9 protein-coding genes are annotated in these 16,128 nt (G+C 66.9%); 5 read left to right on the top strand and 4 right to left on the bottom strand.

Features of this window, described 5'->3' with window-relative positions; genetic code table 11:
• The first annotated feature begins 103 nt into the window (after window positions 1-103).
• The 5 genes from HZA32_03630 (at window position 104) to HZA32_03610 (ending at window position 9,243) form a co-directional block, all read left to right on the top strand.
• A complete protein-coding gene (locus tag HZA32_03630) occupies window positions 104-1,906 on the top strand; it encodes a dienelactone hydrolase family protein (protein ID MBI5423150.1) in 1,803 nt (600 codons plus the stop codon).
• A gap of 161 nt (window positions 1,907-2,067) precedes the next feature.
• The gene (locus HZA32_03625; GenBank protein ID MBI5423149.1) at window positions 2,068-2,922 is read left to right on the top strand and encodes an alpha/beta hydrolase; all 855 of its coding nucleotides are present in this window, start codon (window positions 2,068-2,070) and stop codon (window positions 2,920-2,922) included.
• Between the two features lie 29 nt (window positions 2,923-2,951).
• The gene (locus tag HZA32_03620) at window positions 2,952-6,113 is read left to right on the top strand and encodes a TonB-dependent receptor (GenBank protein ID MBI5423148.1); all 3,162 of its coding nucleotides are present in this window, start codon (window positions 2,952-2,954) and stop codon (window positions 6,111-6,113) included.
• An 83-nt stretch (window positions 6,114-6,196) separates the two neighbouring features.
• On the top strand, window positions 6,197-7,447 hold the full coding sequence (locus HZA32_03615; protein MBI5423147.1) for a dicarboxylate/amino acid:cation symporter: 1,251 nt from the start codon (window positions 6,197-6,199) through the stop codon (window positions 7,445-7,447).
• A gap of 74 nt (window positions 7,448-7,521) precedes the next feature.
• Window positions 7,522-9,243, top strand: coding sequence for a gamma-glutamyltransferase family protein (locus tag HZA32_03610; protein MBI5423146.1), 1,722 nt, complete (start codon window positions 7,522-7,524; stop codon window positions 9,241-9,243).
• 156 nt (window positions 9,244-9,399) lie between these two features.
• Here the strand turns inward: HZA32_03610 and HZA32_03605 are convergent, their stop codons facing one another.
• From HZA32_03605 to HZA32_03590, 4 genes are all read right to left on the bottom strand, one after another.
• A complete protein-coding gene (locus HZA32_03605) occupies window positions 9,400-10,320 on the bottom strand; it encodes a LysR family transcriptional regulator (protein ID MBI5423145.1) in 921 nt (306 codons plus the stop codon).
• A gap of 48 nt (window positions 10,321-10,368) precedes the next feature.
• The gene (locus HZA32_03600) at window positions 10,369-11,574 is read right to left on the bottom strand and encodes a phospholipase A (GenBank protein MBI5423144.1); all 1,206 of its coding nucleotides are present in this window, start codon (window positions 11,572-11,574) and stop codon (window positions 10,369-10,371) included.
• Window positions 11,575-11,621: 47 nt separating this feature from the next.
• Complete coding sequence (locus tag HZA32_03595) at window positions 11,622-12,917, bottom strand: TolC family protein (protein ID MBI5423143.1); 1,296 nt, start codon at window positions 12,915-12,917, stop codon at window positions 11,622-11,624.
• An 82-nt stretch (window positions 12,918-12,999) separates the two neighbouring features.
• Complete coding sequence (locus HZA32_03590; GenBank protein ID MBI5423142.1) at window positions 13,000-16,119, bottom strand: efflux RND transporter permease subunit; 3,120 nt, start codon at window positions 16,117-16,119, stop codon at window positions 13,000-13,002.
• Window positions 16,120-16,128 lie beyond the last annotated feature (9 nt).

Raw genomic sequence — 16,128 nt, 5'->3', positions numbered from 1 at the left:
CGCCGCGTTGCCCATGCCTCCTCCCGTTGCCCCATTGTCGTCGGCGCCCCCTGCGGACGCCGAGCAATCCGCTCGTCGCGCCGCGCGCCGGCTCGGCTTCTGCGTGCTGTTGGTGCTCGTGAGCGCGCTGCTCGCCTCACTCATCCAAAATTTGTGCGGCCGCGTGCAGGTGGTCGGACTGAACCTGCCGACGCAGAACGGCCAGTGGCTCGCGGCGGACCTTTACCGCCCGCGCAGCGCGACTGCTGAACACAAGGCCCCGCTCGTCGTCGTCGTGCCCGGCTTCCAGCGCTCGAAGGAGACGATGGCCAACGTCGCCCTCGAACTCGCGCGCCGCGGCATCGTGGCGATCGCGATCGATCCCTACGCGCAAGGCAGCTCGAGCGCGTCGATGAGTCCGCAGTCGGCCACGACGGAAGGCTATGGCCTGTTCGCCGCGGTGGAATTCGCCGCGAACACCGATTTGCTCAACTACGTCGACAAGTCACGCCTCGGCGCCACCGGCCACTCGGCGGGCGGCAACGCCGTCATGCAGGCCGCCGCGTATTTCGGCCGCGAGGCGGAGCGTGCGGGTCGACCCAGCAAGCTCCACTCGGCGTTCGTCTCCGGCTACGTGCTGTCGCTGACCGACAAGCTGCTCGATCGCGCGCGCTCGAACATCGGCATCAGTTACGCGCTCTACGACGAAGGCGCCTACCGGAACGAACTCGGTCATGGCGACATGCGGCGCGCGCCCGAGGCGCTGCGTCTCGTCAATTCCTCCGCGGCGCTCGCGACGTCCCCCGTGTCCGAAGTGGAACTGGGGCACTACTACGGCAGCGTCGCCGCGCGCAGCCTTCGAGTCGTGCACAACGAGCGCGTGCTGCATCCGTTCCAGCCCTACAGCGTCGAGGCGATGGCCAACCAACTCGAATTCTTCGAGCGCGTGTTCGATCTCCGAAGCGACCTCTCGAGTCGCGATCAGGTTTGGTTCTGGAAGGAACTGCTGACGCTCGTGGCGCTCGTCGCGGCGCTGGTCGCGCTCGTGCCGGCCGCGCAACTGCTGCTCGCGCACGTGCGCTTTTTCCAGCCGCTGGCGCATCCGGTGCCGCTGCAGCAGCCGCGCGCACAAGGCGCAGGGCGGTTCGTGTTTTGGGGCCTGCTCGTCGCCGGCGCGGTCGTCGCGTGCTTCAGCTACATCCCGCTGGCGGAGCTGTCGCAGCGCCTGTTCGTCGCCGCGTCGGGGCGAGAGCAGACGTGGTTTTTTCCGCAGCGCATGAACAATGCCGTGATGCTGTGGGCGCTGCTCAACGGCGCCGTGGGCTTCTTGCTCTTCTACGTCGGCTATCGCTGGCACGGACGGCGCCACGGCGTGACGCCCGCGATGTGGGGCGCCGCGACGAGTCCCGGTGAACTAGCCCGCACCGCCGTGCTGGCGCTCACGTTATTTGCCGGATTCTACGGCCTGCTCTTCGTGGTGAGCGCGGTGTTCCATGTCGACTACCGCTTCCTGTTTCTCGGCGTGCGCGTCTTCCAGCCCGCGCTGCTGATCTTCCTCGCGATGTATGCACCGGCGTTCCTGCCGTTCTTCCTCGCCAACTCGCTTCGCGTGAACGGCGCGATGCGGCCCGCGGGCATGCCGGAGTGGCGCAGCCGGCTGCTCGGCGGCTTGGCGAACTCGCTCGGGCTGCTCCTCATCATCGTCGTTCAATACGCGACGTTCGCCCGCACGGGCACGGTGCATTGGACCGACGGCTGGCTCTACATCAACCTGCTCTTCGCGGTCGTGCCGATGATGTTCGTCCTGCCGTATTTCAACCGCGCCTTCTTCAACCTCACCGGCCGGATCTACCTCGGTCCGCTGACGACGTGCCTGGTGTTCATCATGATCATGATCTCGAACACGGTGTGCTACATCCCGCTCTAGCCCGCGCGTCGCCACCGCCGGTCGCGCGGCCCGTTACGTAGTTATACGCCATGGGAACGGGCAGAGCCCCATCTGGGCGGCGCACGCGAATCTGTTAACATTCGTTTCGGCACCCTTACCCCTCATCCATCGTTGCCCACACTGACCGCATTGATCCTCGCGTGAGCTTTGCTCGACTCATCGTGTTTTGCTGGAGCCTGGCCGCCGCCATGCCGGCCGTGACGCGCGCGGCGCACGACAGCTTCGCGTTCACCGGCGGCGGTCACCATCTGACCGTCTGGTATCACCGGCCCGCCGAGGTGCCGGCCGATGCGCCCGTGCTCGTGGTGATCCACGGCGTGGGCCGCAACGCCGAGGAATACCTGCAGGACTGGATCGAGCAGGCCGACGCGCTGAAGTTCGCGCTCATCGTGCCGGAGTTTTCGAAGACGGAGTTTCCCGGCGAGGAATCGTTCAACTCCGGCAATCTCTTCGACGCTTCCGGCCACCTGCGGCCCCGCGAGCAATGGTCCTACAGCATGATCGAGCCGATCTTCGACGCCGCGCGCGCGCACCTCGGTAGCACGCGCAACGATTACGCGATCTACGGCCATTCCGCCGGCGCGCAGTTCGTGCAGCGTTTCCTCTACTTCGTTCCCGCCAGCCGCGCCACCCGCGCCGTGGCTGCGAACGCCGGTTGGTATATGCTCCCGGATCTCGACCGGGGATTTCCCTATGGCCTTCGTGGCACGCCTGCCGATGCCGCGACGTTGCGCCGAGTCTTTGCCTTCCCGTTGATCGTTTTGCTCGGCGAAGCGGACACCGATTCGAACCACCAATCCCTGCGCCGCACGCCCGAGGCCGACGAGCAGGGACTCTACCGCTTTGCGCGGGGCCAGTTCTTTTTCCGCTTCGCCCAACAGGCGGCCGCGGCACGTGACGCAGACTTCCGGTGGAAGCTCTCGACTGTTCCCGGTGTCGCGCACCAGAACAAGGCCATGGCGCCCGCCGCCGCCCGTCTTCTCTTTTCGCACTGAACCTAGCCGACCCAACACCCCGCACGCCCATGAACCAACCCTCGCGCACCTTCCGCCTGCTCGCGCTCCTCGCGCCGCTCGCGCTCGCTTCGCCCTCGTTCGCGCAATCCGCCGCTCCCGCGCCCGATGCCCCGCGCGACGAACAGCCCGTGAAGCTCGACCAATACGTGGTCACCGGCTCGAACCTCAAACGTCTCGACCAGGAAAAGACGCTCCCTGTCACCGTCATCGACCGCGACGCGATGGAAGTGCGCGACGCCTCCCAGCCCGCCGACCTGCTCATCTCGATTCCGCAAGTCACCGGCCTGCCCGGCAACGAGACCGCGACCCTCGGCGCCACCGCGCGCGGCGACAATTCCTCCAGCTCGCTCCGCGGCCTGCCCTCGAGCAACACGCTTATCCTCCTCAACGGCCGCCGCCTCCCGCCGCACCCGATTTCGCAGTCCGAGGCCGGCGTCCCCACGCTCACGACCAACGTCAACATCCTCCCGAACCGCGGCATCCAGCGCATCGACATCCTGCGCGACGGCGCGTCCTCCATCTACGGCACCGACGCCGTCGCCGGCGTCGTGAACTACATCATGCGCCGCGAATTTCGCGGCACCGAACTCCAGCTCCGCTACGGCGAGACGCGCTACGGCGACGGCGCCGAGGCGCGCGCCTCGCTGACGCACGGCTTCGATTTCGCCAACGGCAAGGGTCGCGGCATCCTCACGCTCGATGTGTTCAAGCGCGACGCGACCTACGCGCGCGATCGCGACTTCATGGCCGAGGCCGACATGAGCTACCGCGCCCCCGCACCGTGGAACGTCTCCACGAACACGACCTTCAACGCGCGTTCGGCCACCAGCGAATTCGGCAACTACAGCATCGGCACCGTTACCGGCGGCGTGTTCACCGCCGGCCGCACCAGCGGCATTCCCTCGTCGCTCGTCGCGTCCTCCGGCCAGTTCTTCCTTGTTCCCACGACGACCGGCGTCGGCTTCCAGACCAGCACGCCGAGCCGCGCGGGCGTCACCTCGACCTATTACTGGAACAACAACGCCTACCGCGTCCTCCAGCCCGAGACGAAGCGCGGCAACCTTTTCCTCGCCGGTGAATACGACCTCCGCGAAAACCTCACGCTCTTCGCCGACTTCAACTACTACCGCGCGCGCTCCGTCACCTACCGCGAGCCCGACGGCATCACCGCCTCGACCGACGGCAACATCATCGTGCCGGTCGACAATCCCTTCAACCCCTTCGGTTCGCGCTTCTGGTCGCCCACCGGCGCGCCCAACACCGACGGCAGCCCCCGCCTCACCGGCACGCCCGCCGCCGTGCTCATCAGCAACAAGCGCCTCACCGACCTCGCCACGCGCACCTCCACCGTCGACAACACCGTCTATCGCGGCGTCGCCGGCGTGCGCGGCAAGTTGCACGGCAGCTGGTCCTGGGAATCCGCGCTCCTCTACGGCGAGTCGCGCGTCACCGACGACGAAGGCGGCCCATCCCGCAAGAGCCTCCTCATCGCCGCGATCAACCAGACCGATCCCGCGAAGGCCTTCAATCCCTTCACCCGCACCTTCGCCGTGCAAAACGGCACGCTCGTCGTCACCGGCGACTACAAGAATCCCGAGAGCGTCCAGCAGACCTTCCGCTCGCAGTTCGTCCGCGACGGCATCACCAAGCTCGGCAGCTGGGACGCGCGTGCCAGCGGCGACGTGTTCGACATCTGGGGCGGCAACACCATCGGCCTCGCCGTCGGCACCGAGTATCGCCGCGAAGTCTACGACGACTTCCGCCCGCCCTTCGCCGGCCTGAACCCCGCCTCCTCCGGTCTCGACCCGACGTCGAACGACTTCCTCGGCTTCTCGCCCAATTCCGACACGCACGGCAACCGCCACGTCACCGCCGCCTACGCCGAGACCGTCATTCCGCTCGTCGGCAAGAAACTCAAGTTCCCGCTCGTCGAGTCGCTCGAGCTCACCGCCTCCGCGCGCCACGAGCGCTACACCGACTTCGGCAACACCACGAAGCCCAAGTTCGGCCTCAGCTGGCAGCCCGTGCGCTGGGCGATGGTCCGCGCCTCCTACAATGAGGGCTTCCACGCGCCTAACCTCGCGCAGCTCTTCACCGGCACGCTCATCCGCACCGTCACCGGCAGCACCGACACCTATCGCAGCACCGTCACCGGCCTCCCGACCGACGGCCCGTCCAACCGCCGCAGCGTCGCCTCCGGCAATCCGAACCTCGCGCCCGAAGAAGCGAAGGGCAAATCCGCCGGCGTCGTTGTCGAGGTGCCGTTCGTGAAGGGCCTTTCCCTCGGCGTCGACTACTGGGAAGTCCGCCAGAGCAACGTCATCTCGTCGTCCGGCTCCATCGCCGACGACACCGCCGCGCTCCTCGCTGCCACGCAGGCCGCGCTCGCCGCCGGTCAGGCCATCGGCTCCATCGACCTCGGTTCCGGCACCGCGAACTACCAGGGCGACCCGGCCGTCGTCCGCCTGCCGGTCACCCAAGCCGACCGCGATTTCTTCGCCGCCTACAACGCCTCGCGCGCCCCGGGCAACCAGCGCGCCGTCGTCGGCGCGATCGATATCCTGCGCACGACCTACTTCAACAAGGCCTCGGAGTTCGTGAACGGTTTCGACTTCGACCTGAGTTACCGCTTCCCGAAATGGTCGATCGGCAACTTCACGTTCAACACCACGTGGACCTACCTGAACGACTTCCACGCCTACAACTCCGCCGGCGGCCCGCGCGTCGACCTCCGCGACTCCAACACCACGAACGTCGGCGGTGCGACGCCCAAGTGGCGCGGTAACGCCTCGCTCACTTGGCGCCGTAACCAGTGGGGCGCCGGTATCGCCGGCTACTACACCGGCACCTACACCGACGTGAACGCGACCACCACGCAGGCCACGTGGGAATCGCTCGGCTCGCCGACCTACATCGTGCCCGTCTACAGCAACGGCACCACGACCTACCGCTACAAGGTCCGCGATTCGATCATGACCAACGCCTACGTCTCGTATCGCCTTCAGACGAAGAACAAGTGGACCAACGACACCACCATCCGCGTCGGCGTCGTGAACCTCTTCGATCGTGTGCCGCCGCTCGCCGCCGATTCGCGCGGTTACGACACCTCCGTCTACAATCTCATGGCGCGCGGTCTCTCGTGGTCCGTCCAGGTGACCAAGAAACTCTGACGCTTCCGGAATAACCTCGCCCCGCGCCACCCGCGGGGCTTTTTTCCGCCGCGTCCGCGCGTGCCCCACGCCGGCTACCCCACATGAGATTCCTGCGTCACCTCTACGTGCAGGTGTTGCTCGCCATTGGCGCGGGCATCCTGCTCGGCCACTATCAACCCACGCTCGGCGCCGACCTCAAACCGCTCGGCGACGTGTTCATCAAGCTGATCAAGATGCTGATCGGGCCGATCATCTTCACGACGGTCGTCTCCGGCATCGGTGGCATGGGCAACCTCAAGCAGGTCGGCCGCGTCGGCGCGAAGGCGCTGCTCTACTTCGAGGTCGTCACCACGCTCGCCCTCGTCATCGGCCTCGTCGTCGCGAACCTCTTCCAGCCCGGCGCCGGCGTGCACGCCACCGCCGCCTCGCTCGATGCCGCCGCCGTCGCGCAATACGCCAAGGCCGCGAAGGAGATGTCGTTCGTCGATTGGGCGATGCACCTCGTCCCGAACACCTTCGTCAGCGCCTTCGTCGAAGGCGAAATCCTCCAGGTGTTGATGGTCTCGCTGCTCTTCGGTTTCGCACTCGCGAAACTCGGCGACAAGGCGCGCCCGCTCGTCGACCTGCTGCACGAAGTCTCGAAGGCGTTTTTCATGATGGTGAACATCGTTGCCAAGGTCGCGCCGATCGCGGCGTTCGGCGCCATGGCGTTCACCGTCGGCAAATACGGCCTCGGCTCGCTCAAGTCCCTCGCCGGCCTCATGGCCTGCGTCTACCTGACCTGCATCGTCTTCATCGTAGTCGTGCTTGGCGGCATCGCGCGCGCGAGCGGTTTCTCGCTCTGGAAAATCCTGAAATTCATCCGCGAAGAACTGATGATCGTCATCGGCACGTCGTCGTCGGAGGCTGGTTTGCCCGGCCTGATGACGAAAATGGAGCGCGCCGGCTGCGCGCCGCAGGTCGTCGGCATCGTCGTGCCGTCCGGCTACTCGTTCAACCTCGACGGCACCTGCATCTACCTGACGATGGCCGCGCTCTTCATCGCGCAGGCGACCGACACGCCGCTCGACCTCTGGCACCAGCTCGGCCTGCTCGCGGTGCTGTTGCTCACCTCGAAAGGCGCGGCCGGCGTCACCGGCAGCGGCTTCATCACGCTCGCCGCGACGCTCTCCGCCACCGGCCATGTGCCCGTTGCCGGCATGGCGCTCATCCTCGGCGTCGACCGCTTCATGTCCGAAGCGCGCGCCATCACCAACTTCATCGGCAACACGGTCGCCACGCTCGTCATTGCCAAATGGGACCGCGCGTTCGACGCCAAGGCCGAGGGCGCTCCCAATGTGCTGCGTTCTTAGCTACCGAAGCGTGAGGTAGGGCGGGACCGCCGGGCCCGCCGCGAACCACGCATCACGTCTCGACTTCACCACTCATGTCTCGCGCGTCTTCCGCCCTCCGCCCTCTATTCTCGGTTCTCTGCCTCTTTTCCGCGGTCGTCGCGCTCGCCGCGACGACCACGGTTCCCGTCCGCGTCGAACCCGTCGCCGCGCCGCACGGCATGGTCGTTGCCGGCCATCCCGAGGCAGCCCAAGCGGGCGTCGAGATCCTGAAGGCGGGCGGCAACGCCATCGACGCCGCCGTCGCCGTCTCGCTCGCGCTCGGTGTCGCCGAGCCCTACGGCTCCGGCCTCGGCGGCAAGCTGATGCTGCTCTACCACGACGCGAAATCCGGCCGCACCTACGCCATCGACGCGATGGACGCCGCTCCCTCGGTCGACGTCGCCACCTACGTGAAGCGGCCCGAGGAAGTCCGCAGCTACGGCTACGGATCGGTCAGCGTTCCCGGCCTCGCCGCCGGCTTGGCGCTCGCCCACGAAAAGTGGGGCCGACTCAAGTGGGCCGACGACGTCGCACCGTCGATCCAGCTCGCGCGCCGAGGCTTCCTCGTCCTGCCGAAGACGCGCGACTTCTTCGCCGAGCAGGAGAAGAAACTTCGTCGCGGCGATGCCGAGATCGCGCGCCTTTATCTGCCCAATGGTGAACTGCCGGTCGTCGGCACGCGCCTCGCCAACGCCGATCTCGCGCACACGCTCGAACTCCTCGCCGCCCACGGCCGCGATGGATTCTACAAAGGCCCCGTTGCCGAGGCGCTCGTCGCCGCGTCAAAGCAGGGCGGGGGAGCGATCACGCCCGACGACCTCGCGCACTACGAGGCGCGCGTCAGCGAACCGCTCGTCCTCGATTTTCGTGGCTATCGCCTGCTTGCCGCTCCGCCGCCCGCGAGCGGTCCGGCGCTTTTCCTGACGATCATGAAAGTGCTCGAGGAGGAAAAGTTCGGCGGCGGCCCGCTGCGCCGCGCCGACAACCTCGATCTGCTTGGTCGCACGTGGCGCGTCGTCTCACCGCTCGTCTATCGTGACATCGCCGACGCACCGCAGTCGTGGTTCAACTTCGAGAAACTCGTCGCGCCTGATTCCGTCGCCGCGCTTCGTGCGCAGGTTCGTGCCTCGCACCTCGCTCCGTCCAAAGCCGCTGCCTGGCTCGACGACGGTGGTTTCTCGTCCGATTGTGCCGCGGCCACGACGCACTTCGCGGTCGCCGACGCCGAGGGTAATTTCGTCTGCGCGACGCAATCGCAGAGCCTGCACTTCGGCGCGGGTGTAGTGCCGCCCGGCACCGGCGTCGTGATGAACGACTCGATGAGCAACTTCTCGTTCAGCGAGCCGCGCAGCCTCAACTACCTCGCGCCCGGCCGCCGCTCCCGCAGCACGATCTCGCCGCTGATCGCGTTCCGCGACGGCAAGCCGGTCTTCGCCATGGGCATCCCCGGCGCCGCGCGCATCCCGACCGCGATGCTGCAAGCGTTGCTCGACCGCATCGTTCTCAACCGTCCGTTCGCCGACGCGATCGGCGATACGCGCGTGCATTGGGACAACAACTGGCGCCGCGGCGACGACAACACCGTCGAGGCCGAGCGCTCGCTGCCCGAGGCCGAGGTCGCGGCGCTCCGTGCGCTGGGGTGGAAGGTCGACCTGAGCGAGGCGCCCGGCACCGGCCGCCGCTTCGGTGGCATCAACGTCATCGAGCGCCACGCCGACGGCAGCTACACCGGCTACGCCGACCCGCGCCGCACGAACGCCGCCGTCGGCTTCTGATCAATTTCACGCCGACGAATCCCCGCTGCTGTCGAGAATGACGAGCAGGGTGAGGAGCGCGAGGACGACGATGGCGGCCATGGTAGGGCGCCCAGCATACCGGCTCGGCGCGACGGACGGAAATACCCGCTGCGTGCGTGCCGCTATGCCGCGTTGCTATCGCTTGCGCCGCGCGGCGACCGGTTTCACGGGATTGCCGACGGCGTGACGGCGCAACACGGAGACGAATTGCTCGAGCAGTTTCGATTTTTCGTCGCGGTGCCAGACGGCGCAGAGCTCGACCGGCGGGCAATCGGTGGCGACGGCGCTCAATCCCGGGCCCATCGCCTCGACCATGTGTTCCGGCATGATGGCGACGCCGTAGCCGCTGGCGACGCGTCCGGCGATGCCTTCCAGCGTGGAGCCGGTCGGTCCGATGATCGGCGCGAATCCGCTCCAGCGACACAGCCGGTTGAAATAGCTGCGATATTGCGGCGACTCCTTGGGGTCGACCGTGATCCAGGACTCCTCCGCCAGTTCGGCCAGTCGCACGGACGGACGTTTGGCGAAGGCGTGTCCGCTCGGCATCACAACCATGAGTTGCGAGCTGAGAATATCGAGACACTCGAGTTCGCGGCGGTTGCCGAGGAGTTCGCGCACCATGAAGCCGAGGTGCACGCGGCGGTTCACGATCAACGCGAGTTGGTCGTGCACGCGGCGGTCGTGCAGCACGACGTCGATGCGTGGGTGGAGCTGGCGGAACTCGTTCAACGCGGCGGGCACGATGCGCCCGCCGAGATGCCAGTCGTTGCACACGATCAGTTCGCCGGCGCAGCCGTCGGTGACTTCGCGCACGGCCGCGGCGGCCATGTCGACTTGGGCGAGGATTTTGCAGGTATGCGCGTAGTAGGTGCGGCCGGTATCCGTGAGGCGGACGCGCATATGATTGCGATCGAGCAGCGTCGTGCCGAGTTCGTCCTCGAGCGCACGGATCTGGCGGCTGAGCGCGGGCTGGGCCACGCGCAGCTGTTCGGCGGCGCGGCTGAAATTCAGCAGCTCGGCGACGGCCTTGAAATAGCGCAGGTGACGCAGCTCCATGAGGGACGAGTAGCGCGGCGGTTGGGGCGTGGCAAGGCGCGGCTCGCTTCAGCGCACGAGCGAGAAGCCGGCGCGCACGGTTTCGGAGCGTTCGCGATAAGCGCGCAGGCTTTCGCCGTAGCCGCTGAAATACTGGACGAGGAACGACGTCTCGATGTTCAGCCATTTCGTTCGGAAGGGGAGCGTCAGATCGACTTGGTGCGTCCAGTGGTTGAAGTCCTTGCCGGCGCGCACGGCGTAGAGCACGGAAGGCCGGCGGGCATCGCGGGAAATCCCGAGGCGCAACTGCCCGTAACCGCGGTAGTCTTTCAGGTCGGGATTGTCGTCGAGGCTCGTCAGGTAGGCGAAGACCTCGGGAATCACGAGCAGGTGCCAGTTGTCGATCGGCCCGATCATCGCGGCGGCGCGCAAATTGATCGTGTTGAGGCTGCGCGACTCGGGGCCGTCGCGGCCGTTGGATTCGTGCTTGAGCGCCAGCTGCGAGCCGAGGCGCGTGAACCAGCCGTCGCGCTCGGTCGGCATCGGTGCGAGACTTTCGAGCATGAGTTCGGGCATGTAGCTTGTGTCGTAGAACGGACTCGAATTCGCCTCGATGTCCCAGAGCGAGCGCTGCGTGTAGCCGGCTTGCAACGTGTGCGTGAAGCCGCCGGGCGCAGGCTCGTTCAGATCCATGAGTTTGTATTTAAAGCTGATCTGGAACTTCGCGGCCGGTGCGTCGGGACCGTAGATGAAGTAGATCGGCTCGTGGAGTCCGAAGCGGCCCGCAAATGTCCGCTCGAGCGCGCTGACCGCCGGCGTGAGATTCGTGAGGTGGCGCAGCGGCTGCGCGGGATCGCCGGTGTCGACGCGCGGCGTGGCGCTGGTGTCGACTTTGAGTGCGGTGCGGAGCGGTGCCGGGAGCCCGGCCGCGAACTCTAGCACGATGTCGCCGGAAAGCAGTGGCGGCTGGTCGGCGGTGTAGAGCCGCGTGGCGAACGTGCCGGGTGCGATCGCGAGCGTCGCTTCATCGCCGGTGCGGAACACGACCGGCAGGCTCGCCCCCGCGAGGTAGGCGCGACCGTCCAGCGAGGTGGGCGGTCGATAGTAGAGCGTGCGCGTGCCGGGATTGAGCGCCACGAGCTGGATTTGCCAGCGGCTGTGGCCGGACAGTGTGGCGCTCGGCGCCGAGAGCGTGAGTGAGGGAGTTTCCGTCTCGTCCTGCGCGCGCACGGTGAGCGCGAGGACGAGTGTGCAGAGCCAGAGCGTGGATTTCATTGGCGAGACGGGGCGTGGACGGATCGCGGCGGGAGCGTCCGGGGTGGTCACACGCCCGGCGCACCGGTCGCGCGCTGCAGGCTGGCGAGCGCGACGGCGTAGTCGTGTTGAGCTTGGGCGAGATTCGAACGAGCTTCCGTCAGCGATGACTGGGCCGAGAGCACGTCGAGTTGCGTCGAGAGGCCGGCTTGGTAGCGCGTTTGGGCGAGCCGGAGACTCTCGCGTGCCTGCGCGACGACCTGCTCGGACGCTTGGCGCACCTCGGAGGCCTCGAGCAAACTTGCGTGCGCGGTGCGGACCTCGAGTTCGACGGCGAGTTGGCGTTCTTCGAGAGCGAAACGCGATTGCTGCGCGCGGGCGCGGGCTTGGGTGACTTTGCCGGCGGTGGCTTTCGAATCGAAGATGTTCCAACTCGCCTGCAAACCGGCGGACCAGCCGTGAAGATTGCCGGCGGTCGTGGTGAGTGACGGCGACGACCACGCGTAGCCGCCGACGGCGCTGACTGTGGGCTGATAACCGCTGCGCGCGCCGGCGACGGCCTGGTCGGCGGCCTGAACGAGACGCTCCTGCTGTTGTAGTTCCGGCCGGTGCGCGCGCGCCGCGGAAACCGCATCGGCGAGTGCGACGTCGCGCGCCGGCACGACGAGCGAGCCCTGCACGTCGAGGTCGCCGGCGGGCGTCGAAGTGGCGCCGAGCGTCGTGCGCAGTTTTTCCTGCGCGATCTTGTAGCTGTTGCGAGCGCGAATCAGGCCGGGGCGCGCGTTGGCGACCGCGACTTCGGCGCGCAGCAGGTCGAAGTCGGAGCCGGTGCCCGCATCGCGGCGGCTGCGCGCGTAAGCGAGTTCGTTCTCCAGGACCTTCAGCGCTTCTTCGCGCACGGCGATGACTTCGCGCGCGAGGAGCACGTCGTAGAATTGCTGGCGGACGCCGAGCAGCGTGTCGCTCACGGCGGCATTGAACGCGAGGCGCGCGGCGTCGAGCTGCGCGCTCTGGGCGCGTTCCTGCGCCTGCAGGCCGCCGCCGGCGTAGATGACTTGCGAGGCGGTGACGCTGACGCTCCACGAGCGGTCGTCGTAGAGGGGGGATTCGAGGCGGCGATCGTCGACGCGCGAGGCGCTGCTGGAGGCAGAGACGCTCGGCAAGCGGGCGGCGCTGGCGGTGACGAGCACGCCTTCCTGCTCGCGGATCTGCTCGCGCGTGCGGAGCAGCGTGGGACTGTGCGCGAGCGCGTAGTCGAGTGAGGCGTCCAACGTGAGCGGACGCGGCAGAGTCGGGAGATCGGTCGCCGCGAAAGCGGCGACGCCGAGCAGCGACAGGAGGAGAGAGAGGCGGAAAGTTTTCATGGAAGGGGAGTGGCGGGACGAGCGTTGCGCGCAGGGATGTGGATCGGTCCCTGCGGCTCGTCCCGCCAAAGTTGGACGTGGATTAGTGCGCGGCGTCGGGAGTCGGCGCACCGTGCGATGCGGCGGCGGGCAGCGCCGCTTGGGCTTTGGCCTCGGCCTGGCGGTCTTTCGCGATGAGCGTGTAGAACACCGGCACGACGAAGAGCGTGAAGAGCGTGCCGATGGACATGCCGGTCGCGATGACGAGGCCCATGCTGAAGCGCGCCTCGGCGCCGGCGCCCTTGGCGATGACGAGCGGGAGCACGCCGAGCACCATCGCGGCGGTGGTCATGAGGATCGGACGCAAGCGGGTGCCGGCGGCGTGTTCGATCGCCTCGCGGACGCTGTAGCCTTGTTCCTGCAGGCCGTTCGCGAACTCCACCATGAGAATGCCGTGCTTGGTGATGAGGCCGACGAGCGTGATCAGGCCGACTTGCGTGTAGATGTTCATCGTCGCCGCGCCGAGGAAGAGGAACACCATCGCCCCGGCGAGGGAGAGCGGCACAGCCATCATGATGATGAACGGGTCACGCCAGCTTTCGTATTGGGCGGCGAGCACGAGGAAGATGACGACGATGGCGAGCGCGAACGCGGTGGTGAGCGAGCTGCCTTCCTGGACGTATTGGCGGAGTTCGCCCTTGTAGTCGGCGGTGAAGCCGGCGGGGAAGACTTGTTTCGCTTCGGCATTGAGCCAGTCGAGCGCTTCGCCGAGTGCGACGCCGGGGCGCGGCACGAGGCCGAGCGTGGCGGAGTTGAGCTGCTGGAAACGCTCCAGCGCGCGCGGCTGCGTGGTTTGCTCGACCTTCGCGATGCTGGAGAGCGGCACCAGTTTGCCCTTGCCGGTGGAGATGTAGTAGTTGCCGAGCTGTTCGGGCGTGAGGCGGGAGACGCGCGTGACCTGCGGCGTCACCTTGTAGGCGCGGCCTTGGATCGAGAAGCGATTTACGTAGCCGCCGCCGAGCATCGAGCCGAGGTCGGCGCTGAGCTGCGACATGTCGATGCCGAGCACGGCGGCCTTGTCCTTGTCGATGACGAGGTCGGCCTGCGGCATGTCGTATTTGAGGCTGTTGTCGGCGTAGACGAATTTGCCGCTGGCGAGCGCGCGCTGCATGAGCTCGTTGGCGACTTCGAGGATTTGCGCGTGGTCGGCGGTCGAGCTGATGACGAACTGCACGGGCAAACCGTTGCCGGCGCCGGGCAGCGACGGCGGTAGGACGGCCGCGAGCTTCAAGCCGGAAACGTTGCCGGCGAGCGCGGTGGTGGCGGCGGCGACCTGCGCCGCGCTGCGGGTGCGTTGCTCCCACGGCTTGAGCACGAGGCCCATCATGCCGCCGGAGGGATTGGAGAGGCCGGTGGTGGGATCGAAGCCGAGGATCATGAACCGCACGCGGGCTTCGGGCAGCGCGTCAGCGACCATCGGATTCAGTTTTCCGGTGTAGAGCTGCGTTTGCTCGAGCGTGGCGTTCGGCGCGCCGCCGATGATGCCGAGCACGAAGCCGCGGTCTTCGGCGGGCGCGAGCTCCTTCTTGGTCATGAGGAAGAACGGCACGAGGCTTGCGAAGATCATCACGGCGACGAGCACGACGGCGACGCGGGTGTTGAGCACGTGATCGAGGAAACGTTCGTAGCGCGTGCGGAGTTTCGTGAACGTGACATCGAGGAAATGCTCGATGCCCTTCGGGTTCGGGTTATGCCGCAGCAGCTTCGCGCTGAGCATGGGCGACAGCGTCAGCGCCACGAAGCCCGAGACGAGCACGGAGCCGGCGAGCGTGAAGGCGAACTCGCGGAAAAGCGCGCCGGTGACGCCGGACTGCAGGCCGATCGGCGCGTAGACGGCGGCGAGCGTGATCGTCATGGCGATGACGGGGCCGATGAGTTCGTGGGCGCCTTTGATTGCGGCGTCGAAGGGGGTGAGACCCTCCTCGATGTGACGGTGGATGTTCTCCACGACGACGATCGCGTCGTCGACGACGAGGCCGATGGCCAGAACCATGGCGAGCAGCGTCAGGAGATTGATCGAGAAGCCCATCGCGAGCATCAGGATGCCGCAGCCGACGAGCGAGAGCGGGATCGCGACGATCGGGATGACGACGGAGCGGAACGAACCGAGGAACAGGTAGATTACGATGATGACGATGATCATCGCCTCGACGAGCGTATGCATGACCTCGGTGATGGACGAGTTGATGAACTCGGTGGCGTCGTAGAGAATCGCGGCCTGGAGGCCGGCGGGAAACTGGCTGACGAGGTCGGGCCAGACGGCGCGCACGCGCTTGATCACGTCGATGGAGTTGGCGGTCGGCAGCACGCTGATGCTCATGCCCGTCGCGGTCAGGCCGTTGAAGGTGAGGCTCGAACTGTAGTCCTCGGCGCCGAGCACAACATCGGCGATGTCGCCGAGGCGGACGATGCGGCCGTCTTTCTCGGCGATGACGATCTGGCGGAATTCCTCCGCGGAATGCAGGTCGGTCTTCGCGGTGAGGTTGACGGAGATCATCGAGCCCTTCGTCTGGCCGACGGCGGAGAGGTAGTTTTGCGAGGCGAGTTTCGCGCGAACGGTGGCGGCGCTGAGGCCGAGCGCGGCCATGCGGTCGTCCTTGAGCCAGATGCGCATCGCGAAGGTGCGCCCGCCGAGGATGTCGACTTTTTGCACGCCCTCGACCGTCGAGAGCTTGGGCTGCACGACGCGGACGAGGTAGTCGGTGATCTGGTTCGCTTCGAGCGTGTCGCTGGAGAAACTCAGATACATCGACGCCGTGGTCTCGCCGACGGAGACGTCGAAGATCGGATCCTCGGCGGCGGCGGGCAGCTCGCTGCGGACGCGGTTCACCTTGGAGGTGATCTGCGTGAGCGCGGCGTTCGGGTCGTAGTTGAGGCGCAGTTTGGCGGTGATGACGGAGACGTTGGGACCGCTGACGGATTCGACGTAGTCGAGACCGTCGGCCGAGGCAATTTCGCGCTCGAGCGGCGTGGTGATGTAGCCGCGGATGAGGTCGGCGCTGGCGCCGGGATACGCTGTCGTGACTTTGACGACGGCGTTGTTGGTCTGCGGGTATTGCCGGATGACCATCGCCTTGAAGGCGAGCCAGCCGCCGAGCAGCAGGAAGAGGTTGACCACCGTCGCGAGAATCGGACGGCGGATGAAGAGATCGGTGAAGCGCATGGTGGCGTC

Source organism: Opitutia bacterium, from assembly GCA_016217545.1.
Taxonomy (GTDB): domain Bacteria; phylum Verrucomicrobiota; class Verrucomicrobiia; order Opitutales; family Opitutaceae; genus Didemnitutus.
Note: the sequence above shows the minus strand (reverse complement) of the source record. Positions and strands in the feature narration are given on the sequence as shown.